The organism is Burkholderia sp. Bp9142, assembly GCF_003853415.1.
GTDB lineage: Bacteria > Pseudomonadota > Gammaproteobacteria > Burkholderiales > Burkholderiaceae > Burkholderia.
On sequence record NZ_QTPP01000002.1, the window covers coordinates 301,362 to 327,883 of the forward strand.

Annotated in this window: 25 protein-coding genes; 18 read left to right on the top strand and 7 right to left on the bottom strand. The window is 69.1% G+C overall.

The features are described 5' to 3' along the window. The first annotated feature begins 3 nt into the window (after positions 1-3). From DIE22_RS04115 to infA, 17 genes are all read left to right on the top strand, one after another. Positions 4-930, top strand: coding sequence for an enoyl-CoA hydratase (locus DIE22_RS04115; RefSeq protein ID WP_124496216.1), 927 nt, complete (start codon positions 4-6; stop codon positions 928-930). Next, positions 927-2,039 (top strand): nitronate monooxygenase family protein, encoded by a 1,113-nt coding sequence (locus DIE22_RS04120; RefSeq protein ID WP_124496214.1) that lies wholly within the window; start codon positions 927-929, stop codon positions 2,037-2,039. The genes DIE22_RS04115 and DIE22_RS04120 overlap by 4 nt, the downstream gene beginning before the upstream one ends. Before the next feature lie 25 nt (positions 2,040-2,064). Further along, positions 2,065-2,874: an enoyl-CoA hydratase family protein gene (locus DIE22_RS04125; protein ID WP_124496212.1), complete on the top strand. Its 810-nt coding sequence runs from the start codon at positions 2,065-2,067 to the stop codon at positions 2,872-2,874. After that, a complete protein-coding gene (locus DIE22_RS04130; RefSeq protein ID WP_124604575.1) occupies positions 2,871-4,040 on the top strand; it encodes an acyl-CoA dehydrogenase family protein in 1,170 nt (389 codons plus the stop codon). The genes DIE22_RS04125 and DIE22_RS04130 overlap by 4 nt, the downstream gene beginning before the upstream one ends. Before the next feature lie 35 nt (positions 4,041-4,075). Further along, positions 4,076-5,146 (top strand): acyl-CoA dehydrogenase family protein, encoded by a 1,071-nt coding sequence (locus tag DIE22_RS04135; protein WP_124604576.1) that lies wholly within the window; start codon positions 4,076-4,078, stop codon positions 5,144-5,146. Beyond that, positions 5,143-6,294, top strand: coding sequence for an acetyl-CoA C-acetyltransferase (locus DIE22_RS04140; protein WP_124604577.1), 1,152 nt, complete (start codon positions 5,143-5,145; stop codon positions 6,292-6,294). The genes DIE22_RS04135 and DIE22_RS04140 overlap by 4 nt, the downstream gene beginning before the upstream one ends. 41 nt (positions 6,295-6,335) lie before the next feature. Continuing rightward, entirely contained in the window at positions 6,336-7,214 is an 879-nt protein-coding gene (locus DIE22_RS04145; RefSeq protein WP_124604578.1) for an SDR family oxidoreductase, read from the top strand. 3 nt (positions 7,215-7,217) lie between these two features. After that, on the top strand, positions 7,218-8,456 hold the full coding sequence (locus DIE22_RS04150; RefSeq protein WP_124604579.1) for an acyl-CoA dehydrogenase family protein: 1,239 nt from the start codon (positions 7,218-7,220) through the stop codon (positions 8,454-8,456). Continuing rightward, positions 8,453-9,658 (top strand): acyl-CoA dehydrogenase family protein, encoded by a 1,206-nt coding sequence (locus tag DIE22_RS04155; protein WP_124604580.1) that lies wholly within the window; start codon positions 8,453-8,455, stop codon positions 9,656-9,658. Before DIE22_RS04150 ends, DIE22_RS04155 begins: the two co-directional genes overlap by 4 nt. Next, positions 9,655-10,455, top strand: coding sequence for an SDR family oxidoreductase (locus tag DIE22_RS04160; protein ID WP_124604581.1), 801 nt, complete (start codon positions 9,655-9,657; stop codon positions 10,453-10,455). Before DIE22_RS04155 ends, DIE22_RS04160 begins: the two co-directional genes overlap by 4 nt. Next, entirely contained in the window at positions 10,455-10,940 is a 486-nt protein-coding gene (locus DIE22_RS04165; RefSeq protein ID WP_124496447.1) for a MaoC family dehydratase, read from the top strand. The genes DIE22_RS04160 and DIE22_RS04165 overlap by 1 nt, the downstream gene beginning before the upstream one ends. Before the next feature lie 12 nt (positions 10,941-10,952). Next, on the top strand, positions 10,953-12,158 hold the full coding sequence (locus DIE22_RS04170) for an acetyl-CoA C-acyltransferase (RefSeq protein WP_124604582.1): 1,206 nt from the start codon (positions 10,953-10,955) through the stop codon (positions 12,156-12,158). Positions 12,159-12,307: 149 nt separating this feature from the next. Then, on the top strand, positions 12,308-13,267 hold the full coding sequence (locus DIE22_RS04175; RefSeq protein ID WP_124496194.1) for a sialidase: 960 nt from the start codon (positions 12,308-12,310) through the stop codon (positions 13,265-13,267). 99 nt (positions 13,268-13,366) lie between these two features. Then, the gene (locus tag DIE22_RS04180) at positions 13,367-15,844 is read left to right on the top strand and encodes an RND family transporter (RefSeq protein WP_124604583.1); all 2,478 of its coding nucleotides are present in this window, start codon (positions 13,367-13,369) and stop codon (positions 15,842-15,844) included. 80 nt (positions 15,845-15,924) lie between these two features. Next, positions 15,925-17,007, top strand: a complete 1,083-nt coding sequence (locus tag DIE22_RS04185) for a Rieske 2Fe-2S domain-containing protein (RefSeq protein ID WP_124496190.1) — start codon at positions 15,925-15,927, stop codon at positions 17,005-17,007. Positions 17,008-17,293: 286 nt separating this feature from the next. Then, the gene (locus DIE22_RS04190) at positions 17,294-17,497 is read left to right on the top strand and encodes a cold-shock protein (protein ID WP_006751843.1); all 204 of its coding nucleotides are present in this window, start codon (positions 17,294-17,296) and stop codon (positions 17,495-17,497) included. Between the two features lie 465 nt (positions 17,498-17,962). Further along, positions 17,963-18,226 (top strand): translation initiation factor IF-1, encoded by a 264-nt coding sequence (gene infA, locus DIE22_RS04195; protein ID WP_011355053.1) that lies wholly within the window; start codon positions 17,963-17,965, stop codon positions 18,224-18,226. A gap of 143 nt (positions 18,227-18,369) precedes the next feature. Here infA and DIE22_RS38055 read toward each other — a convergent pair whose 3' ends face one another. The 7 genes from DIE22_RS38055 to DIE22_RS04230 all read right to left on the bottom strand — a co-directional run bounded on the left by DIE22_RS38055 (position 18,370) and on the right by DIE22_RS04230 (position 25,417). Then, complete coding sequence (locus tag DIE22_RS38055; RefSeq protein WP_124604584.1) at positions 18,370-18,594, bottom strand: hypothetical protein; 225 nt, start codon at positions 18,592-18,594, stop codon at positions 18,370-18,372. A gap of 63 nt (positions 18,595-18,657) precedes the next feature. Next, a complete protein-coding gene (dmpG, locus tag DIE22_RS04205) occupies positions 18,658-19,689 on the bottom strand; it encodes a 4-hydroxy-2-oxovalerate aldolase (protein WP_124604585.1) in 1,032 nt (343 codons plus the stop codon). 16 nt (positions 19,690-19,705) lie between these two features. After that, positions 19,706-20,605 carry an acetaldehyde dehydrogenase (acetylating) gene (locus DIE22_RS04210; RefSeq protein ID WP_124604586.1) on the bottom strand — a complete coding sequence of 300 codons (900 nt, stop codon included), beginning with the start codon at positions 20,603-20,605 and terminating at the stop codon, positions 19,706-19,708. Between the two features lie 13 nt (positions 20,606-20,618). After that, positions 20,619-21,401 (bottom strand): 2-oxopent-4-enoate hydratase, encoded by a 783-nt coding sequence (dmpE, locus tag DIE22_RS04215; protein WP_124604587.1) that lies wholly within the window; start codon positions 21,399-21,401, stop codon positions 20,619-20,621. 102 nt (positions 21,402-21,503) lie between these two features. Further along, the gene (locus tag DIE22_RS04220; RefSeq protein ID WP_124496182.1) at positions 21,504-22,886 is read right to left on the bottom strand and encodes a DUF1329 domain-containing protein; all 1,383 of its coding nucleotides are present in this window, start codon (positions 22,884-22,886) and stop codon (positions 21,504-21,506) included. Between the two features lie 41 nt (positions 22,887-22,927). Then, complete coding sequence (locus DIE22_RS04225) at positions 22,928-24,496, bottom strand: DUF1302 domain-containing protein (RefSeq protein WP_124496180.1); 1,569 nt, start codon at positions 24,494-24,496, stop codon at positions 22,928-22,930. Between the two features lie 141 nt (positions 24,497-24,637). Further along, entirely contained in the window at positions 24,638-25,417 is a 780-nt protein-coding gene (locus DIE22_RS04230; RefSeq protein WP_124604588.1) for an SDR family oxidoreductase, read from the bottom strand. A 138-nt stretch (positions 25,418-25,555) separates the two neighbouring features. Here DIE22_RS04230 and DIE22_RS04235 point away from each other — a divergent pair, with 138 nt between their 5' ends. After that, positions 25,556-26,392 (top strand): alpha/beta fold hydrolase, encoded by an 837-nt coding sequence (locus DIE22_RS04235; RefSeq protein WP_124604589.1) that lies wholly within the window; start codon positions 25,556-25,558, stop codon positions 26,390-26,392. Positions 26,393-26,522 lie beyond the last annotated feature (130 nt).

The window sequence follows — 26,522 nt, forward strand, 5'->3', positions numbered from 1 at the left end:
TACATGGAAGCGACCCAGGTGACGTTCGGCGACGGTGTCGTCGACTACGCGGTCGAGGACGGCATCGCGACGATCACGATGAACCGTCCCGAGTATCACAATGCGCAGAACTCGAAGATGACGTATGCGCTCGACGCGGCGTTCCGGCGCGCCGCGCACGACGACGCGGTGAAGGCGATCGTGCTCGCGGGTGCCGGCAAGCATTTCTCGGCGGGCCACGACATCGGCACGCCGGGCCGCGACATCCACGAGTCGTTCGAGCGCGCGTCGCTGTGGTACGACCACGTCGACAAGGAAGGCGGCGAATTCCTCTATGCGCGCGAACAGGAGGTATACCTCGGGATGTGCCGGCGCTGGCGCGACCTGCCGAAGCCGACCATCGCGATGGTGCACGGCGCCTGCATCGCGGGCGGGCTGATGCTCGCGTGGGTGTGCGACCTGATCGTCGCGTCGGAGGATGCGTTCTTTGCGGATCCGGTCGTGCGGATGGGGATTCCGGGCGTCGAGTATTTCGCGCATGCGTACGAGCTGAACCCGCGCATCGCGAAGGAATTCCTGTTCCTCGGCGAGCGCATGCCGGCCGAGCGCGCGTACCAGATGGGGATGGTCAACCGCGTGGTGCCGCGCGAGCGGCTGCGCGACGCGACCTATGCGATCGCCGCGAAGATCGCGACGATGCCGCGCCTTGGCCTCACGCTGACCAAGCAGGCGCTGAACCACGTCGAGGAACTGCAGGGCAAGCGCGCGGCGATGGACGCGGCATTCGCGTGGCATCACTTCGCGCATGCGCACAACGAGCTCGTCAGCGGCGACCGCCTCGGCGGCTACGACGCACGCAAGATGGCCAGCTCGCAGCGCAAGCCGGAGCCGGCGCACGGTGAAGGTCGAACCGACGCCGCACCGGCCGCAGTCAACGGAGCCGCCGCATGAGCACGACGCTTCAAGGCACGCTTCGTAGCCCGCTGCATACGCCGCTGTGCGACCTGCTCGGCTGCCGCTACCCGATCGTGCAGACCGCGATGGGCTGGGTGGCCGACGCACGGCTCGTCGCCGCGACCGCCAACGCGGGCGGCTTCGGCTTCCTGGCCGGCGCGACGCTCGAACCCGAGCAGGTCGAGGCCGAGATCCTGAAGGTGAAGTCGCTGACCGACAAGCCGTTCGGCATCAACTTCCACATGTTCCAGAAGAACGCGAAGCAGGTCGTCGAACTCGCGATCGAGCACAAGCTGCATGCAGTGAGCTACGGCCGCGGGCCGGACGCGAAGACGATCCGCCGCTTCAAGGACGCCGGCATCGTCTGCATGCCGACCGTCGGCGCGCCGAAGCATGCGGCGAAGGCGGTCGAGCTCGGCGCGGACATCGTGACGGTGCAGGGCGCGGAAGGCGGCGGCCACACGGGCTCGGTGCCGACCACGCTGCTGCTGCCGAAGGTGCTCGACGCGGTGCGGGTGCCGGTCGTCGCGGCCGGCGGGTTCTTCGACGGGCGCGGGCTGGCTGCCGCGCTCGCGTACGGCGCGGCCGGCATCGCGATGGGCACGCGCTTCCTGATGAGCGCCGAATCGCCGGTGCCGCGCGCGACGCTCGACCGCTACGTCGCGGTCGGCGACCCGGCACGGATCCGCGTGTCGGACGCGCTCGACGGGCTGCCGCAACGCATGATCGACAACCCGTACCTGCTGAAGCTCGAACACTTCGGCCCGCTGCGCCGCACGCTGTTCGCGCTGAAGACCGCCGAGGCGTGGCGCCGCCGGAACGGGCTGCGTACGACCGACATGCTGGGCCTCGCGATCAAGGCGCTGCGTTCGCGCGACTACACGGCGAGCCAGACGCTGATGGCGGCGAACGCGCCGTTCCTGATCCAGCGCGCGATCGTCGACGGACGCCCCGACGAAGGCGTGCTGCCGAGCGGCCAGGCGGCCGCGATGATCGGCGCGATCGAACCGTGCGACGTATTGATCGCGCGGATCGTTGCAGAGGCCGGCGAGCGGCTCGACGCACTGGCCGCGATGCGCGGCGCGGCGGCAGCGCAGGCCGCGTGAACACAATCACAGGGAGGCACAGCAGATGACAACTTCCAATCAACCGGGCGGCGCGACGCCGTTCCGGATCGCACGCGCCGACGGCATCGCCGAACTGGTGATCGCCCATCCGCCCGTGAACGCGCTCGATGCGCAGGGCTGGCATGCGCTCGCGCGTGCGCTCGACGCGCTCGGCGAGGACGACGACGTGCGCGTGATCGTCGTGCGCGGCGAAGGACGCGGCTTCTGCGCGGGCGTCGACATCAAGGAGCTGGCCGCGCATCCGGAACGGATCGTGTCGGTCAACGCGGGCAACTACGAGACGTTCCGTGCGGTGCACCGCAATCCGAAGCCGGTGATCGCGGCCGTGCACGGTTTCGTGCTCGGCGGTGGGATCGGCATCTGCGGCGCGGCGGACATCGTCGTCGCGGCCGATTGCGCGCGCTTCGGCGTGCCGGAGATCGACCGCGGCGCGATGGGCGGCGGCGCGCACCTGCAGCGGTTGTTCGGCGTGCAGAAGGTCCGCGCGATGTACTTCACCGGCGAGATGATCGGTGCGGCCGAAGCGTACCGGCTCGGCGCGCTCGAGCAGGTCGTCGCGCGCGACGCGCTGCGCGACGCGGCGCTCGCGATCGCCCGCAGGATCGCGGAGAAGAGCCCGGCGATGGTGCGGCTCGCGAAGGAGGCGCTGAACGGCGTCGAGGACGGCGATCTCGAGGACAAGTACCGCTGGGAGCAGGGCTTCACGCTGCAGGCGTACATGACGAACGACTCGACGGAGGCGCGTGCGGCGTTCGTCGAGAAGCGCGACGCGCGGTTCGACGCGCAGGCCGCCGCCGAGGAGGCACGCGCATGAACCTGACCTATACGCCGCAGCAACAGGCGTTCCGCGCGGAAATCCGCGAATGGCTCGCCGCGCACGTGCCGCGCGAGCGGCTGCCGAGCTTCGATACCGAAGCAGGCTTCGCCGCGCACCGCGAATGGGAGCGCACGCTGCACTCGGGCCGCTGGAGCATGGTCACGTGGCCGCGCGAGCTGGGCGGGCGCGGCTGCGACCTGATCGAGTGGCTGATCTTCGAGGAAGAGTACTGGCGCGCCGACGCCCCGATGCGCGTGAACCAGAACGGCATCTTCCTGCTCGGCCCGACGCTGATGGATTTCGGCACCGCGGAGCAGAAGGCGCGCTTCCTGCCGGCGATGGCGGCGGGCGAGCACGTGTGGGCGCAGGGCTGGTCGGAGCCGAACGCGGGCTCGGACATGGCCGCGATCCGCACGACGGCGATCCGCATCGGCGACGACTACGTGCTCAACGGCCAGAAGATCTGGTCGACCCGCGCGGTGTGGGCCGACTGGCTGTTCGGGCTGTTCAGGAGCGACCCCGAATCGTCGCGCCACCACGGGCTCACGTTCCTGATGGTGCCGCTGTCGACGCCGGGCATCACGGTGCGGCCGATCCGCCAGCTGAACGGGCAGACGGGCTTCGCGGAAATCTTCTTCGACGACGTGCGCGTGCCGGTCGAGAACCGCCTCGCGGCCGAAGGCGCGGGCTGGCAGGTCGCGATGGCGACGGCCGGCTTCGAGCGCGGGCTGATGCTGCGTTCGCCCGCGCGCTTCCAGCGCACCGCGCAGGCGCTGCGCGACCTGTATCTCGCGCACCGCGACAGCGCGGATCGCGACCCGACGCTGCGCGAACGCGTGGTGTCCGCGTGGATGGACGCGCAGGCGTACGCACTGTCGACCTACGCGACCGCGAGCCGGCTGCTCAAGGGCGGCCATATCGGCGCGGAGTCGAGCACCAACAAGGTGTTCTGGTCGGAGCTCGACCTGCGGATGCACCAGACCGCGCTCGACATTCTCGGCGCGCACGGCGAGGTCGTCCCGCAGACGGCCGCGCAGCACGCGGCGCTCGGCCACTGGCTCGACGGCTTCCTGTTCGCGCAGGCCGGCCCGATCTACGCGGGCACCAACGAGATCCAGCGCAACATCGTCGCCGAACGGATGCTCGGCATGCCGCGCGCGTAAGCGCGCCGGCGACCTCCTCACTGAACGGACATCGTATGGATTTCGTATTCGATGAAGACCAGGAAGCGCTCGCGGACAGCGTGAAGCGCCTGCTGATGACCGAGATGACCCCGGAGCTGATCCGCGAGCTGTGGGCCACGCCGACCGGCCGCTCCGACGCGCTGTGGTCGCTGTTCGCGTCGCAGGGGCTGACCGCCGTGTCGGTGCCCGAAGCGCACGGCGGCCTCGGCCTGACCGAAGCGGAATGGGCGCTGCTCGCGCAGACCTATGGCTACTTCGGCAGCCCCGAGCCGCTGCTCGACACGGCGCTCGTATCGGCCGGCGTGCTCGCGCGGCTGCCCGCCAGTGACTGGCGCGACGCGCTGCTGCGCGACATCGCCGAAGGGCGCGCGCGTGTCGCGCTGGTGCATCCGGTGAACCCGTATGCGGCCGACGTGCACGTCGCGCGGACGCTCTTGTGCGAACACCGCGGCGAACTGCACCGCGTCGATCCCGCGCAGTGCGCGTGGCGTGCGGTCGACAGCGTCGACCCGTCGCGGCGCCTGTTCACGCTCGATTGGGAACCGTCCGCGGCCACCCGCGTCGCGCGCGCCGATGACGCCGCGCCGTTGCTGAACCGCGCGCTCGACCACGGCGCGTTCGCGGTCGCCGCGCAGCTGCTCGGCCTCACGCAGCGCGTGCTCGACGTCGCGATCGACTACAGCGCGCAGCGCAAGCAGTTCGGCAAGGCGATCGGCTCGTACCAGGCGCTCAAGCACCTGCTCGCCGACGTCGCGATCCGCTACGAGTTCGCGCGGCCGGTGGTCGCGCGCGCCGCGCAGGCGATCGCCGACGATCACCCGCAGCGCGCGGTGCTGGTGTCGCACGCGAAGCTCGCGGCGACCGCCGCCGCGCAGCTGGCCGCGCGCCACACGATGCAGGTGCACGGCGCGATCGGCTACACGTGGGAACTCGACCTGCAGATCTTCATGAAGCGGATCTGGGCGCTCTCTGGGAGCTGGGGCGACACCGCATTCCACAAGGCTCGCGTGGCCGACGCGATCCTCGGCGACGCATTGCCGATCGGCCCCGCGCAGACCTTCGACTTCGAGGAAACCCATCAATGAAACAAGCCTATATCGTCGACGCGCTGCGCACGCCGACCGGCCGCCGCAAGGGCGGGCTCGCGCACGTGCATGCGGCGGACCTCGGCGGCTTCGTGCTGAAGACGCTGGTCGAGCGCAACGTGATTCCGGCCGGCGACTACGACGACGTGGTGTTCGGCTGCGTCGACACGATCGGCCCGCTCGCGGGCAACATCGCGCGCACCTGCTGGCTCGCGGCCGGGCTGCCGCTGCAGGTGCCGGGCGTGACGGTCGACCGTCAGTGCGGCTCGTCGCAGCAGGCCGTGCACTTCGCCGCGCAGGCGGTGATGAGCGGCGTGCAGGACGTGGTCGTCGCGGGCGGCGTGCAGACGATGACGCAGATCCCGATCTCGTCCGCGATGACGAGCGCGGCGCCGCTCGGTTTCAACGACCCGTTCTCGGGCAGCACCGGCTGGCGCGCGCGCTTCGGCGATGCGCCGGTGTCGCAGTTCGTCGCCGCGCAACGCATCGCCGATCACTGGAACCTGTCGCGCGATGCGATGGAGCGTTATGCGCTCGAAAGCCACCGCCGTGCGGTCGCGGCGATCGAGGCCGGCCATTTCAAGCGGGAAATCGTGCCGTTTGAAGGCGTGATGCACGACGAGACGCCGCGCCCCGACACGTCGCTGGAAAAGATGGCGACGCTCGAACCGCTGATGCCGGGCGGCTCGCTGACGGCCGCCGTCGCGAGCCAGACCTGCGATGCGGCCGCCGCGCTCCTGATCGTGTCGGAGGACGCGCTGAAGCGCTACGGTCTCACGCCGCGCGCGCGCATCCATCACCTGAGTGTGCTGGGCGACGATCCGCTTTGGATGCTCACCGCGCCGATCCCGGCGACGAAGGCCGCGTTGAAGAAGAGCGGCCTCGACTGGTCGCGGATCGACGTCGTCGAGATGAACGAGGCGTTCGCGTCGGTCGCGCAGGCGTGGCTCGCCGACACGCGCTTCCCGCACGAAAAGACCAACCCGAACGGCGGCGGCATAGCGCTCGGCCATCCGCTCGGCGCGACCGGTGCGCGGCTGATGACGACGCTGCTGCACGAACTGGAGCGAACCGGCGGCCGTTACGGGCTGCAGACGATGTGCGAAGGCGGCGGTCTCGCGAACGTCACGATCATCGAGCGCCTGTGAGCGCGTCACTTTCACGATCTCTCGATCCAGGAGGCACCAGCATGGGAATCTGTAACGGACGCACCGTCATCATCACCGGCGCGGGCGGCGGGCTTGGGCGCGAATACGCGCTCGCGTTCGCGGCCGAAGGCGCGGCGGTCGTCGTCAACGACATCCGGCACGAGGCCGCGCAGGCCGTGTGCGACGAGATCGCACAACGTGGCGGCCGCGCGCTCGCGAATGCGGACGACATCACGAAGCTCGACACCGCGCAGCGGATCGTCGACGCGGCATGCGAAGCATTCGGCGACGTGCACGTGCTGGTCAACAACGCGGGCATCTGCCGCGACAAGATGTTCACCAGCATGACCGAAACCGACTGGGACGACGTGATGCGCGTGCACCTGCGCGGCCACTTCTGCTTGTCGAGCGTGCTGGCGCGCGTGTGGCGCGATGCGGCAAAAGCGGGCGACGCGGTCGATGCACGGATCATCAACACGAGCTCGGGCGCCGGGCTGCAAGGCTCGATCGGCCAGTCGAACTACGGCGCGGCGAAGGCCGGGATCGCCGCGCTCACGCTGATGCAGGCGGCCGAACTGCAGCGCTACGGCGTGCGCGTGAACGCGCTTGCGCCGGCCGCACGCACGTCGATGACCGAAGGCGTGTTCGCCGACATGATGAAGAAGCCCGAGGACGGCGGCTTCGACTATTTCGATCCGGCCAACGTCGCGCCGCTGGTCGTGTGGCTCGGCAGCGCGCAGTCGGCCGACGTGACAGGGCAGGTGTTCGAGGTCGCGGGCGGGATGATTGCGGTCGCGGAGGGCTGGCGCACGGGCCCGCGCGTCGATCGCGGCGCGCGCTGGGCGGCGGCCGAGGTCGGCCCGGCGGTTGCGCGACTGCTGGCCGATGCGCGGCCCGCGCAGCGCGTGTACGGGAGCTGACCGATGGATCTGGCGCTCACCGACGAACAGGCGATGATCCGCGACGCGGCGGCCGACGTGCTCGCCGAACGCAGCGCGTCGGCCGACGTGCGCCGCGCGATCGAGCAATCGGCCGGCCGTGACGACGCGCTGTGGGCCGCGCTGGCGGGCGAGCTCGGCTGGAACGCGCTCGCGCTGCCCGAGGCGGCCGGCGGGCTGGGGCTCGGTGCGGTGGAGCAGACGGTGCTGATGGAGCAGCTCGGCCGGCGCGTTGCGTGCGTGCCGTATTTTTCGACCGCGTGCCTGGCGGCGAACGCGCTCGCGGGCTGCGTCGACACGCCGCTCGCAACCGGCTGGCTCGCGAAGATCGCCGAAGGCGCGTGCAGCGCGACGCTGGCATTGCCGTTCGAGTGGCCTGCCGGCGCCGGGCAGTTGCCGGTCGTCGCGGAAGAAGCGGCGGGCGGCTATGCGCTGTCCGGCACGACCGGGCAGGTGATCGACGGCGCGCGCGCCGACCTGCTGCTGATCCCCGCCCGGATCGCGAACGAAGGGCAGGCGATCGGACTGTTCGCGATCGACGTCGCGACGGCGTCGGGCGTGAGCGTCACGCCGCTCGACACGCTCGACGCGACGCGGCCGATTGCGCGCGTCGTTCTCGAGGATACCCGCGTGAACCGCGACGCGCTGCTCGCGAGCGGCGCGGTTGCCGCACAGGTGCTCGAGCGCGCGGGATGGTTCGCGGCGCTCGCGCTGGCCGCCGAACAGCTCGGCGGCGCACGGCAATGCCTCGACCTGACGCTCGACTACACGAGCCAGCGCGTGCAGTTCGGCCGCGCGATCGCGTCGTTCCAGGCCGTCAAGCATCGCTGCGCACAGATGATGGTGCTGATCGAATCCGCGCGCTCGGCCGTGCTCGGCGCGGCGCACGCGTGGGACGCGGAGGGCTGCGGCATGCTGCCGAGCGCCGCGCTGCGCGCCGACGTCGCGGCCGCGAAGGCCGCCGCGAACGATGCGTATGAGTTCTGCGCGCAGGAAGCGATCCAGCTGCACGGCGGCGTCGGCTTCACGTGGGAATACGACCCGCATCTCTATTTCAAGCGCGCGCAAGCGTCGGGCGCGCAGTTCGGCAGCACGCCGCAACTGCTCGAATGGATCGCATGCCATGCGATCGACGGCGGCGCATCGCATCCCGATCAAGCGCCAGCCGTGCCGGTTGCCGCGACAGCCCGCCCGTCGGCCGCACGCGCAGGAGCACTGCAATGAACAGCGAAACGCGCGAACAACAATTGCGGCATGAAGTGGCCGACTGGGTGCGCTCGCACCTGACCGGCGAATTCGCCTGCCTGAAATACCGGGGCGGCCCCGGCGACGAGGAAGCGTTTCCCGAACTGCGCAAGGCGTGGGAGCGGGAGCTGGCGCAGGGCGGCTGGACCGGCCTCGGCTGGCCGACCGACGCGGGCGGCCGCGGCTTCACGGTCGCCGAGCAGGTGATTTTCCACGAGGAATACGCGCGCGCCGGCGGCCCGGGACGGATGGGCCATATCGGCGAAGGGCTGCTCGGGCCGACGCTCGCCGCCTGCGGCACCGACGACCAGCGCGCCCGCTTCCTGCCGGGGATTCTCGCCGGCACGCAGTTCTGGTGCCAGGGCTACTCGGAACCGGGCGCGGGATCCGATCTCGCGAACGTGCGAACGCGCGCCGAGCAGGACGCGGACGGCACGTGGCGCGTATACGGCCAGAAGGTGTGGACGTCGCTCGCGCACGATTCCGACTGGATCTTCGTGCTTGCGCGTACCGATCCGGCATCGAAGGGCAACAAGGGGCTGTCGTTCCTGCTGATGCCGCTCGACCAGCCGGGTATCGAGATCCGCCCGATCAGGCAGCTCAATGGCGGCGCCGAGTTCAACGAAGTGTTCTTCGACGGCGCGCGCGCGGCAGCACGCGACCTCGTCGGCGCGCCGGGCGACGGCTGGCGGATCGCGATGACGCTGCTCGGCTTCGAGCGCGGGATGTCGACGCTCGGCCAGCAGATGCAGTTCGTCCGCGAGCTCGAATGGGTGATCGATGCCGCGCGCGAATCGGGCGCCGCTCGCGACCCGGTGCTGCGCCAGCGGATCGGCCGCGCGTGGGCCGGGCTGCGCGTGATGCGCTACAACGCGCTGCGCATGCTGTCGGGCGCGGACGATGCGACCGGCGGCGGCGCCGAACCGCTGCGCCGCGAGGCGCTGATCTACAAGTACTACTGGTCGAACTGGCACCGCGACCTCGGCCAGCTCGCGATGGATGCGCTCGGGCCGCGCGCGAACGTGATCGATCCGGCCGACGAGAAGCTCACCCATCTGCAGCGCGTATTCCTGTTCTCCCGTGCGGACACGATCTACGCCGGCACCAACGAAATCCAACTGAACATCATGGCCGAGCGCGGGCTCGGCATGCCGAGAGAACCGCGAGGACAACAAGCATGACCGAACCCCAGATCCAGAAAGCGCCGGCCTACGTGCCGGGCCACCAGCTGCTCGCCGGCAAATCGGTGCTGATCACGGCCGCCGCGGGTGCCGGCATCGGCTTCGCGGCCGCGCGCCGTTGCGCGGAGGAAGGCTGCCGCGCGCTGTTCATCTCCGACATCCACGAGAAGCGCCTCGAACAGGCGGTGGAAACGCTGCGCGCCGAAACGGGGCTGCAGCAGATCCACGGACGCCTGTGCAACGTCGCGGTCGAGGACGACGTGCAGGCGCTCGTCGCTCAGGCCCAGGAGAGGCTCGACGGCGTCGACGTACTGATCAACAACGCCGGGCTCGGCGGCGCGAAACGCATCGTCGAAATGGACGATGCCGAATGGTCGCGGGTGATCGACATTAGCCTGACCGGGACGTTCCGGATGACGCGCGCGATGCTGCCGCACATGCAGGCCCGCGGCCGCGGCGCGATCGTCAACAACGCATCGGTGCTCGGCTGGCGCGCGCAGGCGGAACAGGCGCACTACGCGGCGGCGAAGGCGGGCGTGATGGCGCTCACGCGCTGCGCGGCGCTCGAGGCGTCGCCGTACGGCGTGCGCATCAATGCGGTCGCGCCGAGCATCGCGATGCACGATTTTCTGAAGAAGTCGGCGCCGGCCGACTTGCTGAATCAACTGGCGTCGCGCGAAGCCTTCGGGCGCGCCGCCGAAGTCTGGGAGGTCGCGAACGTGATGGTGTTCCTTGCAAGCGATTACGCGTCGTACATGACGGGCGAAGTGCTGTCGGTCAGCAGCCAGCACGCATGATGGACACGACCCTCGACCCCGTGCGCGCGATGCCCCGCGTGTTCGCGCATCCCGGCGAACTCGCGGCGGCCGTCGGCGACTCGCTCGGCGCGAGCGCGTGGCTCGCGATCGACCAGGTCCGCATCGACGGCTTCGCCGACGCGACGGGCGATCACCAGTGGGTGCACGTCGACCCGGTGCGCGCGAAGGACGGCCCGTTCGGCGCGTGCATCGCGCACGGCTACCTGACGCTGTCGCTCGTCAACCATTTCCTGCCGCAGATCGTGCGCATCGACGGCGCGCGGCTCGGCGTCAACTACGGCTGCGACCGGATCCGCTTCCCGGCGCCGGTGAAGGTCGGCGCGCGCGTGCGCGGCGTCGGCGAGCTGCTGCGCGTCGAGCCGCTCGACGGCGGCGTGCAGGCGTGGATCCGCGTGACCGTCGAGATCGAAGGCGAGGCCCGGCCCGGCTGCGTCGCCGACACGATCAGTCGCTATTACTTCTAGAGAGCCAGACACATGGAAGACGCAGTCATCGTTTCCGTCGCCCGCACGCCGATCGGCAAGGCGTTTCGCGGCATGTTCAACGACACCGAGGCGCCCGCGCTGGGCGGCCACGTCGTGCGCGCCGCGCTCGAACGCGCGGGCGTCGCGCCCGCCGACGTCAACGACGTGCTGATCGGCTGCGCCGCGCAGCAGGGCACGCAGGGCTACAACATCGGCCGCCTGTCGGCCGCGGCCGCAGGGCTGCCGGCGTCGGTGCCCGGCATGGCGATCGACCGGATGTGCTCGTCGGGCCTGATGTCGATCGCGAGCGCCGCGCGCAGCATCGGCACGGGCGATGCGCGGATCGTCGTCGCCGGCGGCGTCGAATCGATCTCGCTCACGCAGAACAAGCACAAGAACGCCTATCGCGCGCGTTCGCAGGCCGTGCTCGACCACCAGCCGGCCGCATACATGGCGATGATGGAAACGGCCGAGATCGTGTCGCGCCGCTACGGGATTTCGCGCGCGGCGCAGGACGAATTCGCATTGCAGAGCCACCGGCGCACGGCCGAAGCACAGGCGGCCGGCCGCTTCGACGCGGAAATCGCGCCGCTCGACGTGCGGCGCGCGCTGTTCGACAAGGAAGGCAACCCGGCCGGCCACGAGGACGTGCACGCGGCACGCGACGAGGGCGTGCGTGCCGATACGACGGCCGAGCGGCTCGCGGGGCTCAAGCCGTCGTGGAGCGGCGGCAAGGTCGTCGAGCAGGGCGAATTCGTGACGGCCGGCAATGCCTCGCAGTTGTCCGACGGCGCGGCGGCGGTGGTCGTGATGTCGCGCAGCGAGGCGGCGCGCCGCGGGCTGACGCCGCTCGGCGCGTTCCGCGGTCTCGCGGTGGCCGGCTGCGAGCCGGACGAGATGGGCATCGGCCCGGTGTTCACGATTCCGAAGCTGCTGGCGCGTTTCGGGATGACCGTGGCCGACGTCGGGCTGTGGGAGCTGAACGAGGCGTTCGCGTGCCAGGCGCTGTATTGCCGCGACACGCTCGGCATCCCCGACGAGCGGCTGAACGTCGACGGCGGCGCGATCGCGCTCGGCCATCCGTTCGGGATGTCGGGCACGCGGATGACGATGCACGCGCTGCTCGAAGGCGCGCGCCGCGGTGTGCGGCACGCGGTCGTGACGATGTGCATCGGCGGCGGGATGGGTGCCGCCGCGCTGTTCGAGGTCGGCGTGTAACGACAAGCGGATGGGCGGCAGGAAACGGCCGGCCACCATTCAGGACGATTCGAGGCCGCGGCAACGACCGACGGCCCGGAGACTTGCAGGCGACGGTTGCTGGTGCTTCGGCGCGAAGCGCCGTCGAACGCAGACACAGGAGACAAGCGATGAAACGAACTTTGCCCGGACTCGCGATGTCGGCGCTCGTGCTCGGCGCCGCGCTGTTCGCGTTTTCGCCGCGCCCGCTGCCGGCGTTCCCGGTCACCGCGATCCATGCGGACCGCCTGCAGATCAACGGGCTGACCCGTGCCGGCACGCGCATCGTCGCGGTCGGCGAGCGCGGTGTGATCCTGCTCAGCGACGATGCAGGCCGGCAGTGGCGGCCTGCGTCGGTCACGCCCGACCCGGGCTCGACGCTCACGCAGGTGAGCTTCATCACGCCAACGCTCGGGATCGCGGTCGGCCACGACGGCCGGATCGTGCGCAGCGACGACGCGGGCGCGCACTGGCGCGAGGTCCACATGGATCACGCGCATTCCGATCCGCTGCTGTCCGTGTGGGGCAGCGCGAACGGCCCGCTGTTCGCGGCCGGCAGTTTCGGCCAGCTGCTGCGCTCGGACGATGCGGGGCTCACGTGGCAGCCGCTGAAGACGCCGGCGGGCGACCGCCACCTGAACGCGATCGTCGGTGACGGCCAAGGCATCCTGCTGATCGCGGGCGAGAGCGGCACGCTGCTGCGCTCGACCGACAACGGCGCGACCTGGGACAAGCTCCCATCGCCGTACGAAGGCTCGCTGTTCGGCGCGCTGATGCTCGCGAACGGCGACTGGGTCGCGTACGGCATGCGCGGCAACGTGCTGCGCAGCACCGATCGCGGCGCGACCTGGACGCACGTCGACAGCCACGTGCCGGTGTCGTACTTCGGCGCGACCCAGCTCGCCGACGGCGAACTCGTGCTGGTCGGCCAGGGCGGCGCGATCGTCGCATCGCGCGACGGCGGCCTGACCTTCGACGTGCGCAAGCTCGGCGGCGTGCAGAGCCTCGCGGCCGTGCTCGACATGGGCCGCGGCGCGCTGCTGCTCGGCGGCGAGGCCGGCGTCGCGCCGCTTGCCGCGTCGCCGTCCTGATGCGCGGCGGCGGTTGCCGCCGCCCGCATCCGCTCGCCTCGCCGTGCCGACCCGCATCGTCCGCATCGCCTGTCCCGTCCGTTCCGACTCGAGAAATCCATGAACGACCTGTCACGCCCCACTGAAGCCGTTCCCGCGTCGCGCCTCGCCGCGTTCGTCGAGCGCTGCGCCGACACGATCATCCGGCAGCGCCGGCTGCTGATGCTGCTGTGCGTCGCGGTAACGCTCGCGCTCGGCCTGTCCGCGACGCGCCTGAAGCTCGATCCGGGCTTCAACAAGATGATCCCGATGCAGCATCCGTACATGCAGGTGTTCGAGCGCTACGCGGGCGCGTTCCCCGGCGCGAACACGATCCTCGTCAGCCTGCGCTGGAAGGGCGACGGCGACATCTACAACCAGACGTTCATGGATGCGCTGCGCCATGCGACCGACGACGTGTTCTTCATCCCGGGCGTGAACCGCTCGCGCGTGTTCTCGCTGTTCACGCCGAACGTCCACTACACCGAGGTGACCGAAGCCGGCTTTCGCGGCGACGTGGTCGTGCCCGGCCAGTTCTCGAGCGCGAACCCGGACGATCTCGCGAAGGTGCGCCGCAACGTCGCGCGCTCCGGGCAGATCGGCCGCCTCGTCGGCAACGACCTGAAGTCGGCGCTGATCCGCGCGGAATTGCGCGAGACCGATCCGGCCACCGGCAAGCGGCTCGACTACAGCGCGGTCGCGCGCCAGCTCGAGGAAATCCGCGCGCGCTACGCGAAGCAGGGCATCGACGTGAACATCATCGGCTTCGCGAAGCTGGTGGGTGACGTCGAAGCCGGGATCGCCGGCGTGATGGCGTTCTTCGCGCTCGCGTTCCTCGTGACGGCCGCGCTGCTGTTCGCCTATACGCGCTCGCTGAAGACGACCGTGCTCGCGCTGGTCGTCGCGCTGCTGCCGGTCGTCTGGCTGCTCGGCGCGCTGCCGCTGCTCGGGCTCGGCATCGACCCGATGTCGATCCTCGTGCCGTTCCTGATCTTCTCGATCGGCGTGTCGCACGCGGTGCAGATGACCAATGCGTGGAAGCAGGCGCTGGTGCGCGGCGCGGCGCCGGTCGAGGCCGCGCGCGACGCGTTCCGCAAGCTGTTCGTGCCGGGCACGGTCGCGCTGCTGACCAACGCGCTCGGTTTCATGGTGATCATGCGGATCAGGATCGACATCGTGCGCGAGCTCGGCATCACCGCGTGCCTCGGCGTGCTGCTGATGATCGTCACCAACAAGGTGTTCCTGCCGATCCTGCTGTCGTACACGCGCCTCGAACGCGGCACGCTGGCGCGCGCGCAGCGCGCGGCGGCGGCCGGCGGCAGCGGGAAGTGGTCGCGCTTCGCGCTGTTCGCGCGGCCGGCGCCGGCGCTCGGCGTGTTCGCGGTGGCGCTCGCGCTGCTCGCGTACGGCGCGCTCGACTCGCGCAAGCTGGAGATCGGCGACATCGGCACCGGCGCGCCGGAGCTGCGCACGAACTCGCGCTACAACATCGACAACGCGGCGATCACGCACCAGTACAACATCGGCGTCGACGTGCTGTCGGTGATCGTCGAGACGACCGGCTTCGACGACGCGTGCCTGCACTACCCGGTGATGAGCGCGATCGAGAAGTTCGAGATGAACATGCGCGGCGTGGCGGGCGTGCAGTCGGTCACGAGCGTCGCGTCGCAGGGCAAGGTGTTCATCGCCGCGTTCAACGAAGGCAACCCGCGCTGGGCCGCGCTGCCGCGCTCCAGTGACGGGCTCACGCAGGGCTCCAACGCGTTCGACCCCGACAACGGGATGAACACCGCGAACTGCAAGGCGATCCAGGTGCTGATCTACACGAAGAACCACGAAGGCACGACCATCGCGCACATCGTCGACGAGATCAAGCGCTACGCGGCCGAGAACCCGACGCCGAACGTCGCGTTCCGGCTCGCCGGCGGCAACGTCGGCGTGATGGCGGCGACCAACGAGGCGGTCGGCGACGCGGAAATCGCGATGCTGCTGTCGATCTTCGGTGCGATCGCGCTGCTCTGCGCGGTCACGTTCCGCTCGTGGCGCGCCGTGCTGTGCATCATCGTGCCGCTCACGCTGGTGTCGATCCTGTGCAACGCGGTGATGGCGCGGCTCGGCATCGGGCTGAAGGTCGCGACGCTGCCGGTGATCACGCTCGGCGTCGGGGTCGGCGTCGACTACGGGATCTACCTGTACGAGCGCCTGCAGCACGACATCCGCCACGGCGCGACGCTGCCGGACGCGTTCGCCGATGCGATGCGCCAGCGCGGCACCGCGGCGCTGTTCACGGCCGTCACGATGTTCATCGGCGTCGGCACGTGGGCGTTCTCCGCACTGAAGTTCCAGGTCGACATGGGCGTGCTGCTCGCGTTCATGTTCCTCGTGAACCTGTTCGGCGCCGTGTTCCTGCTGCCCGCGCTGGCCGCATGGCTCGGCGTCGAGCGCGCCGAGCGCCGTGCGTCGCGCGAGCAACGGCCCTCGTCGCCGCAGGCCGCGCCGGCGCCGGCACCGGCGCTCGAGCCGACGCGCGCGCTCGAACCCGGCAATCCGGTGCGCTGAGCCGAGCGGCGCGACCCGAACCCCCATTACCCCGGTGCGCGGCGGGCCGCCGCGCGCCCCCCAAAGAGGAGTCAACCCGCATGTCCGCACGCCCCTACAAGATCGAAGCCCAGCCGCTCGCGCAGCGCTATGCGCGCGGCTGGCACTGCCTCGGGCTCGCCCGCGACTACAAGGACGGCAAGCCGCACACGCTGAACGTCTTCGGCCGCAAGCTCGCCGCGTTCGCCGACTCGACCGGCAAGATCAACGTCGTCGACGCGTACTGCCCGCACATGGGCGCCGACCTGAGCCTCGGCACGGTCGAAGGCGACAACCTCGTCTGCCCGTTCCATGGCTGGGCGTGGAACGGCGAAGGGCAGTGCGCGTCGATTCCGTACTGCAAGCGGATCCCGCCGAAGGCGCGCATCGGCGCGTGGCCGACCTGCGAGGAAAACAACCTGCTGTTCGTGTGGAACGACCCGGAAGGCAACGCGCCGCCGCCGGAAGTCGCGATTCCGCGTCTCGACGTGTGCTTCTCCGGCGAATGGTCGGACTGGGTCGTCGACAAGATGGTGATCCAGGCCAACTGCCGCGAGCTGGTCGACAACATCTCGGACGTCGCGCACTTCGCGACCGTGCACCACGCGCCGATCGACTATTTCGCAAACCTGTTCGAGGACCACAAGGCGACGCAGCTGATGGTCGGCCGCAGCGAGAAGCTCGGCGGCGACAGCCTGACCGCGCTGTCGACGTATTTCGGGCCGGCCGTGCACATCACGCAGATGACGGGGCAGAGCAACGGGCAGCCGATCCATTCGGTGCTGCTGAACTGCCACGTGCCGATCGACATGAACAGCTTCGAGCTGCGCTACGGCGTGATCGTGAAGAAGGTGGCCGGCCTCAGCGACGCGCAGAACATGGAGATCGCGAACGCGTATGTGAAAGAGGCGCAGCGCGCGTTCTACGAGGACGTCGACATCTGGCACAGCAAGACGCGCATCGACAACCCGCTGCTGTGCGAAGGCGACGGGCCGCTGTACCAGATGCGCGACTGGTATTCGCAGTTTTACCTGGACGCGGCCGACGTGCGGCCGTCGAGCGTCGCGCGCAAGGCGTTCGAGATGACGATCCGCGACGGCGCCGCGCCGCCGGCGCTGCATCACGTGTTCGAGCCGCGGTCGTGACGAAGCGCGGCGAAAAAAGGGGGCGTATCGTTACGCCTTCCAATTGCCGCTCACGCCCGCCAGGCAAGGCGCGCGCGCTGCCGCGCGCCTTGCCGCACCGAAAAGTGCTTGACGGATCGGCCGGCACCGCGTAGTGTCCGAGACCGAAGTCTTCAAGAAGTTCGATTGCTCATCATTGGCCGCACACTGTGCGGCAGTCGTTGGTCTCTCCCTCTTTTGATTCTTTCCTGTGCCCGTCGCGGGCGCAAGTTCAATCGTTCGTATCAATCGTATTAAGGAAGTATTTGTGGATACCGGTACCGTCAAGTGGTTCAACGAAACCAAGGGCTTTGGTTTCATCTCCCCGGACAACGGCGGCGACGATCTGTTCGCCCATTTCTCTGAAATCCGTGGCACGGGTTTCAAGACCCTGGCCGAAGGCCAGAAGGTCAGCTACGAAGTGAAGCGCGGCCCGAAGGGTCTGCAAGCGTCGAACATCACGCCGCAGTAAGCCGTATCGGCACCGGTCGCCCATCGGCGGCCGCTGCCGGACGGATCTCGCGCGGATGCCGGCCTGGGCCGGCGTCCTGCGCGTTTCGACGCACACGACCGATGCATCGCGGTATTCACGATGCATCGGTCGTGTGCTTCCCTCATCCATCGCAGGTCCGTACGACGTGCGATCCAACGCCCTCGCGAAGCGCTCGCCGCGTCGCCAGCGGCCCATGCTGCAACCCGAGTAGACCGTCGCCATGCCGCACGCGGCGCGGTCCCGACTTTGCGCGGTGCTGAAATCGCACCGCCGCCACTGACCGCCCGACCGCCGCAATGCGCCGGGCTCCGATTGCAAGGCGGGCCCGTCGCCCGTCTGAACGAGTTGATCCCCGGCATCCTGCCGGCCGCCGTCCCGTTGCGGGGCACGGCGCCGGTGAGTTCGCCGCGGCCGCGGTCTTTCACCTTGTCTGGAGGAATTGGTTTGGCAAAAGAAGAACTGCTGGAACTGGACGGAATCGTCGACGAAGTGCTGCCGGACAGCAAATACCGTGTCACGCTGGAAAACGGCGTCGTGGTCGGCGCGTACGCGTCGGGCCGCATGCGCAAGAACCACATCCGCATTCTCGCGGGTGACCGTGTGACGCTGGAACTGTCGGTGTACGACCTGACGAAGGGGCGCATCAACTTCCGTCACAAGGACGCGAACTCGCCACGTCCGCCGCGCACCGGGCAACCGCGTCGCTAAGCAGTACGGTCGGGCGCGCAACGCTGCTCCGACCGAAACCCGTCCGGCCCTGTCATGCGGCCGGGCACACCGGATGGACGGCGCGGTTCGCGCCGTTCGTCGGTCGCCGGCGGCGGTGCAGTGCCGCGGCGGCCAACGTCGCATCATCTCCGATCGAATCGCCCGATTCGGATCTTCATTTCCCTGAGCGCGTTGATGCGCTGCGCATCGCTTCGGCCCGCCACGTCGGTCTTCGGCGGGATGCCCATGCTTTGCCGTGCGTTGTATCCGGCTTTACGCACCGGCGCGCGCACCAGATTCCACGGCATCACGCCGACTGCCGCGCGCGCCGCACGCTGGGCACCGATACTGACGGCGCGAGCGCGCACAGCAGCGCCGCGACGGTGAAGAGGGTCGTGCGGCCATGAAGGATCGACCCCTGCAGGGTCGGCTCAGGCCGCCACCGCCCGTGCCCGCGCCATCGTCAGCGCCGCATCCTCGATCATGTCCTCCTGCCCGCCCACGAGCCGCTGCCGGCCCAGTTCGACGAGAATGTCGCGCGCCGGAATCCCGTACTTCGCTTCTGCGCGCTTCGCGAACAGCAGGAACGACGAGTAGACGCCCGCATAGCCGAGCGTCAGTGCATCGCGGTCGAGGCGGATCGGCGCGTCCATGATCGGCACGACGAGATCCTCGGCCACGTCGGCAATCGCGAACACGTCGACGCCGGTCTCGATCCCCATCCGGTCGCACACCGCGACGAACACTTCCATCGGCGTATTGCCCGCGCCCGCGCCGAGGCCGGCCGCGGCCGCGTCGATCCGGTTCGCGCCGGCCGCGACCGCCGCGACCGAGTTCGCGACGCCCATCGCGAGATTGTGGTGCCCGTGGAAGCCGAGTTCCGTCTCCGGCTTCAGCGCGGCGCGCACCTGGCCGATCCGCGCGGTGACGTCGTCGGGCAGCATGTGGCCGGCCGAATCGGTGACGTAGATGCAGTTCGCGCCGTACGACTCCATCAGCTTCGCCTGCAGGACGAGCTGCTCGGGCGACGACATGTGCGCCATCATCAGGAACCCGACCGTATCGAGCCCGAGCGTGCGCGCAAGGCCGATATGCTGTTCCGATACGTCGGCCTCGGTGCAGTGCGTCGCGACGCGGATCGTGCCGACGCCGAGATCGTGCGCCATGCGCAGGTGCTCGACGGTGCCGATGCCGGGCAGCAGCAGCGCCGACACCTTCGCCTGCTTCAGTTCCGGAATCACGGCGCTCAGGTATGCCTCGTCGGTATGCGCGGGAAAGCCGTAGTTGACCGATGCGCCGCCGAGCCCGTCGCCGTGCGTGACCTCGATCAGCGGCACGCCGGCCGCATCGAGCCCGCGCGCGATGTCGCGCATCTGGTCGAGCGTGATCTGGTGGCGTTTCGGGTGCATTCCGTCGCGCAGCGACATGTCGTGGACGGTGATCTTCTTGCCTGCAAGTGACATCGTGTGACTCCTCGACTCAAGCGGTGGCGGCCGTCGCGGCCAGCATCTGTTCGGCGAAACGCTCGGCCGTGGCGGCCGCGGCGGCGGTCATGATGTCGAGGTTGCCCGCGTACTTCGGCAGGTAGTCGCCGAGCCCCTCGACTTCCATGAAGACCGACACGCGATTGCCGTCGAACACCGGGCCGTTCTTCAGCGTGTAGCCGGGCACGTAGCGCTGCACTTCCTTGACCATCGCATGCACCGACGCCGTGATCGCATCGACGTCGGGCGGCCCGTCGGTCAGGCAGTGGATCGTGTCGCGCATGATCAGCGGCGGCTCGGCCGGGTTGATCACGATGATCGCCTTGCCCTTGCGTGCGCCGCCGACCTGCTCGATCGCGCCGGACGTCGTGCGCGTGAATTCGTCGATGTTCTTGCGCGTGCCGGGGCCGACCGAACGCGACGACACGGTCGCGACGATCTCGCCGTACGCGACCGGCTGCACGCGCGACACCGCATACACCATCGGGATCGTCGCCTGGCCGCCGCACGTCACCATGTTCACGTTCATCCGCGCGCTGCCCAGATGTGCGTCGAGGTTCACGGGCGGCACGCAGTACGGCCCGATCGCGGCGGGCGTCAGGTCGATCATCTTCACGCCGAGCGCGGTGAGCTTGTCGGAGTTGTCGCGGTGCACGTAGGCCGACGTGGCGTCGAACGCGATGCGGATCTCGTCGTCGGCGACGTGCGGCAGCAGCCCGTCGACGCCGCGGTCGGTGGTCTTCAGGCCGAATTCGCGCGCCCGTGCGAGGCCGTCGGACGCCGGATCGACGCCGACCATCCACACGGGTTCGAGCACCGGCGAGCGGCGCAGCTTGTAAAGCAGGTCGGTGCCGATGTTGCCGGGCCCGATCAATGCGCATTTGATTTTCTTCATCTGGATCGTTCCTTTAGATAAAGCGGACGGCGCACCCGCCGATACCGGAGATGTGCATCGACAGCGCGTCGCCGGCCGTGACCGGAATCAGTTTCGCGAGCGAGCCGGACAGCACGATCTCGCCGGCAAGCAGCGGCACGTCGTATTCCGCCAGGGTGTTCGCGAGCCACGCGACCGCGTCGGCGGGGTGGCCTAGCGCCGCATCGCCGCGCCCTTGCGCGACGGGCTCGCCGTTCTTCTCGATCGTCATCTCGCACGCGGCGAGATCGAGCGTGCGCGGATCGACGCGTGCGTCGCCGAGCACGTACACGCCGCACGACGCGTTGTCGGCGACGGTGTCCTCGATGCGGATCGCCCAGTCGCGGATGCGCGAATCGACGATCTCGAAGCAGGGCGCGACGGCGGCCGTCGCGGCGATCACGTCGGTGCGGTCGATGCCGGGGCCGCGCAGGTCGCGTGCGAGGATGAACGCGATCTCGCCCTCGGCACGCGGTGCGATCAGCGAATCGGCGGCAATCGCCTCGCCGGCCGCGTAGTGCATGCCGGACAGCAGGATGCCGAAATCGGGCTGGCGCACGTTCAGCATGTCCTGCACGGCCTGGCTCGTCACGCCGATCTTCTTGCCGACGACCGCTTCGCCGTGTTCGACGCGACGTTCGATGAAGCGCTGCTGGATGCGGTAGGCGTCGTCGAGCGACAAGCGGCGCGGGCGGCTCGACAGCGGCGCGACCGGCGCGCGCGCGTGCCACGCGGCGTACAGCTCGTCACCGAGCGTCGTATGCAGGCGGGAAGACATGTAAGGGCCCTCGAATGGAACAGGCCGCCGTCGCGGGCGGCGTCGTGCACCGGAGCGGAGCTCCGGCGCATGGATCGCGGGCATGCCGCGTCAGCCAGTCGCTTAGTTACCCGAACTGCGGATCGCATCCGGCGAGAAATACGCCTCGTTGAACTGCGGGCTGTTGTCGAGCTTCGGCATCGTGCCTTCGTTCGTCAGGCGGTCGGCCATGTACGCGCCCGAGATCAGGTCGTGGTAGAACACGACGCCCGGGTAGAACGTCTTCGCGTCGAACGCGTAGAGCGTCGTCGCGACGTTGGTGCGCCAGAGCTGGCCGCGTGCGTCATAGTTGTCGGCGAGCAGCGTTATCCACGAATCCTCGTCGAGGTACAGCACGCGCTTCGCATACTGGTGGCGATAGCCGTTCTTCAGCGTCGCCTGCAGCACCCACACGCGATGCAGCTCGTAGCGGATGTAGGACGGGTTCTCGTGGCCCTTGCCCAGCAGGTCGCTGTACTTGACCGAGCTGTCCATTGCCTTGTAGTTGTCGTACGGCACGTAGATCTCGCGCTTGCCGAGGATCTTCCAGTCGTAGCGGTCGCCGGAGCCGTTGAACAGGCGGTCGTCGTCGACGGTGCGGAAGCCGCCCGGGCCCATCGGCTGGTCGTAGCCGTATTCGGGCGCCTGCCTCACGCGCCGCGTGCCGGGGTTGTACATCCACGTGCGCGACGCATTGTCCGCGCCGGCCTTGTCCCAGTTCGCGAAGGAGACGATCAGCGAACCGCGGTCGGACAATGGCAACTCGGTGGCGACGCGCGCATACGTCCGGTTGTTCAGGTCGCTCTTCACGTCGTACTTGCCGACGTTGCGCGGCGAGTAGATGTCGTAGCGCACCTTGCCCCACGCGATGTTGCCGTCGGAGTACACGACCCCCTGGTCGTAGGTCGCCTGCTCGGTGCCGATCGCTGACGACATGCGCTGGTTCCACAGCAGCTCGGCGGCCGTCTTCGGAATCGGGTAGGGTACCTGCGGCGGCGCATTGGTCAGGCCGTTCGCGTCGGACGTCATCGTCGAATCGGGCGCGTACGTGCGGATGTCCTTGTAGACGGAATCCGTGTAGCGGAAGTCGCGATGGCTCGGATAGACGTTGATCTTGAACGTGGCCGGGTAGCGCTTGAACATCGCCTTCTGGCCGTCGGTCAGGTGCTCCGCGTACTGCGCCATGTTTTCCGCGGTGATCGTCGCGACCGGCTTCTCGCTCGCGTACGGATCGGGGTAGCGGCCGCCGCGCTTGTACTGCATGTCCGGCGGCGTGCCGAGCCACTTGCCCGACCACTCGGGCACGCCGCTGTCCTTGCTCGCGGCGCGCACCGCGCCCATCGGCGTCAGCGTGCCGTCGAGCGCCTTCAGGTCGTCCGGCGTGACCTTCGGGAACGACGCCGTCGCGACGAGCGCGCATGCGGCCATCACCGACGCGCGCAGGAGGGGGAGACGAGTTCGTTTCATGACAAATCCTCTTCTTGCTGGGTGACGAGCGGTCGGGCCGCTCAGAAGTGGTAGGTCGCCGTGGCGAGCACGTAGTCGCGATCCGACAGCGGCCGCGTGACCGGGTTGGGCGAACCGAGGAACTTGGCGTAGACGAGCGACAGCTGCAGGTTGCTCAGGCGCGTGAAGGTCACGCCGGCCGTCACGCGGTGATCGCCCTGGCCCGTCAGCGAGCCGAGCGCGCCGGCGAGCGGCGACGTGCCGGTCAGGTCGTGCGTGTAGGTCAGCGGCACGTCGAGGTCCCAGCCGTTGAACACGTTCTTGTAGCTGAGCGTCCACGCGATCTCCATCGCGAGCGCATTGCGCGAGTTGGTGAGCGTCGTCGAGCCGTCGAGCGCGGAGATGCTGCCCGCATGCACGTACGTCAGTTCGCCGATCAGCGACTGCGAGTTCGCGAGGAAGCTCGGCCCGATCGAATAGATGCCCGACAGGTTGGTCTGCAGCACGTTCGCGCGCGTCGACTGCGGGCCGGTCGGCGTGTTGACGAGCACGGCCGCGCCCTGGCGGTACGACACTTCGCCCGCGACGTTCACGGGGCCGACCTGCGTCGAGAAGCTCGCGCCGGTCAGCTTGATGTTGCTGAAATACTTTTGCTGGTACTGGAGCGTCGGGAAGAACGTCGTGACGACGCTCGGGTTCATGTCGTTGTAGTGCAGGTGGTACAGGCCGAGCTCGGTGTCGCCGAGTACGCGGAAGCGCGCGCCGATACCCCACTGGTTGCGTGCGCTCGGCTTGTCGTCGGGGCCGCGCGGAATGATCATCCCGCCCGGGCCGATGATGAATTGAGCGCCCGGGCCCGTCACGTCGGAATAGCTCCAGTACGTGCCGGGTGCGGTCAGCTTGTTCTGCTGGTACGAGAACTGGTAGTAGCCGAGCAGGCTGAAGTTCGGCGTGATCTGCCATTGCGTCGAGATCTGCGGCACCGGCAGCAGGATGTCCTTCACCTCGGCGCCGGCCATGTACGACTTGGTCGCGTCGGCAGGCCCCTGCGCGCCCGCGATGTTCGGGAAGAACAGGCTCTCGCCCCACGCGACCACCTGGTCGCCCACCTTCACGTTCAGGCTCGTCGAGCCGATGTGGAACGTGTTGTACGCATACGCGGCGAGCAGCGTCGTGTGGCCACCCGACCAGTAGCGCGCATCGCTCGTGAAGTTGTTGTACTGGCCCGACTGGTTCACGGTGCCCGGCGCGTCGTTGTAGTTCGGGCGGTGATAGGCCTGGTCGTAGAACGTGTTCGCGCGGACGAACACACCCCAGTCGTCGTGCTTCAGGTTTACTTCGCCGAGCAGGCTGACCTGGTTCTCGATCAGCTTGTTCTTCGCGAAGTTGCGGTCGCCGTCGTCGCCGTTGATGTTCGCGGGCGTCAGCAGATTGCCGCTCGGCGCACGCGTGCGCATGCCGAGCCCGTAGCTGAGCGTGAACGTGTAGTCGAGCGTCGTGTCGGCGCCGAGGTTGATCGTGCTGCCGGCGTGCGCGTCGGGAACGGCGCACGACAGCAGCGCGGCGGCCAGCGTCGACAGCGTGGCGGTGGTGGCCCGCTTGTCGGTACGGCGCGAAATCCGTTGATGCATGGTGTCTCCTCTGGGGTATCGACGACGGTCGACTGTGGTTGTCGTGAGAGGCAGAGTAGGGAGATCGCGGTAGCAGGGAATCGTCAAAATGAACTAGATGACTTCCCTAGGACTGGAAACGATCGGGCTGCGCCGCGTGCGTCATCGCGCGTCCACTTGTGCCGCCGACAGGAACGCCGGCCGTTCGCCGCCGCCGTCGAGCCGCAGGTTCGTGCCCGACGTGTACGACGCGTCGGGCGACGCGAGGAACAGGCACGCCGACGCGACGTCGTCGGGCGTCGCGAGCCGTCCGGCCGGTATCGTCGCGCGGATCGCGTCGAGCGCGGCATCGTCGCCGTAGTGGCCTTCGGCCGCCGATTCCGTCTGCACGAGGCTCGGGCTCACCGCGCACACGCGCACGCGCGGCGCCCACTCGACCGCGAGCGACGTGACCGCGTTGACTAGGCCCGCCTTCGCGGCGCCGTAGGCCGCGGTGCCGGGCGACGGCCGCGACGCGCTGACACTTGCGATGAACAGCATCACGCCGCCCGCCGGCTGCGGCTGCATGATCGCGTTCACGCGCTGCGCGAGCTGCAGCGGTGCGATCAGGTTCAGCCGCACGATCGATTCGGTGAAGCGCGGCGACGCGTCGGCCGCGAGCGCGAACGGCGAGCCGCCCGCGTTGTTGACGAGCACGTCGAGGCCGCCGGCCGTATCGCGGATCGTCGCGAGCATCGCATCGACCTGCTCGATGTCGCGCAGGTCGGCCGCGACGAAGCCGGCCGTGCGGCCGCCGGACGCAGGCGGCGCGTCGGGCGCGCTGCGCCCGCACACGAACACGCGCGCGCCCGCCGCGAGAAACCGCTCGGCGATGCGCCGCCCGATGCCCTTGGTGCCGCCCGTCACGAGCACCGTCTTGCCGCTGTAGTCGAATCCGTTCATCGTCTGCCTCCGTTTCGGTGGCCCGATGATAGGAACAAGCGCGCGCGGCTTCGTAGTCTGAAAGGATGATGCCGGCCGGCGCCGGCGGCGCAATCATCGTGGCAGGCATCCATCGACCGACGAAGGAGACAACCCGCGATGACGACCCCCAAGACGCCGCCGGCCGGCATCTTCACCGACGTACCGGGCGGCCTGCGCCTGCATCATTTCGAGGCGGGCGAGGGCCGGCCGGTGGTGTTCATCCACGGCAGCGGCCCGGGCGCCAGCGGTTTCAGCAATTTCAAGCACAACTACCCCGCGTTCGCGGCCGCCGGCCACCGCGCGATCGTCGTCGACCTGCCGGGCTACGGGCAGTCGTCGAAGCCGTCCGACGTCGCCTACACGCTCGATTTCTTCGTCGGCGCGCTGCATGCGCAGCTGTCCGCGCTCGGCGCCGGGCCGGCCGTGCTGCTCGGCAACTCGCTCGGCGGCGCGATCGCGCTGAAATACGCACTCGATTACCCCGACGCGGTCGATGGCCTGATCATGATGGCGCCGGGCGGCGTCGAGGATCGCGACACCTATTTCCGGATGGAAGGAATCCAGCGGATGGTGAAGCTGTTCACCCATCGCCAGATGAATGACGACACCATGCGCGAGCTGCTGACGCTGCTGGTGCATGACCCGGCGATCGTCACCGACGCGCTCGTCGCGGAGCGGATGAAGGTGTGCGTCGAGCAGCCGACCGAAGTGCTGTCGACGATGAGCGTGCCGAACCTGACGGGCGCGCTCGGCGACCTGCGCTGCCCGGTGCTCGGCTTCTGGGGCACGGACGATCGCTTCAATCCGGTCGGCGGCGCGTTGACGTTCCTCGAGCGCTGCCGCGACGCGCGCTTCGTGCTGCTGAACCGGTGCGGCCACTGGGTGATGGTGGAGCACGCCGATTACTTCAATCGGGAATGCCTCGATTTTCTTGCGGCGCCGGATGCGCGATAACCCCGGATGCCAATGAAGGCCGGCCCGTTCGAGGCCGGTCCGCCTGATTACACGGAGAATTGAAATGAACGCGTCCCACCCGTGAACGTGAGAGCAGAAGCAGGAGGTGGATCCTCGCGGGCCAACGGCA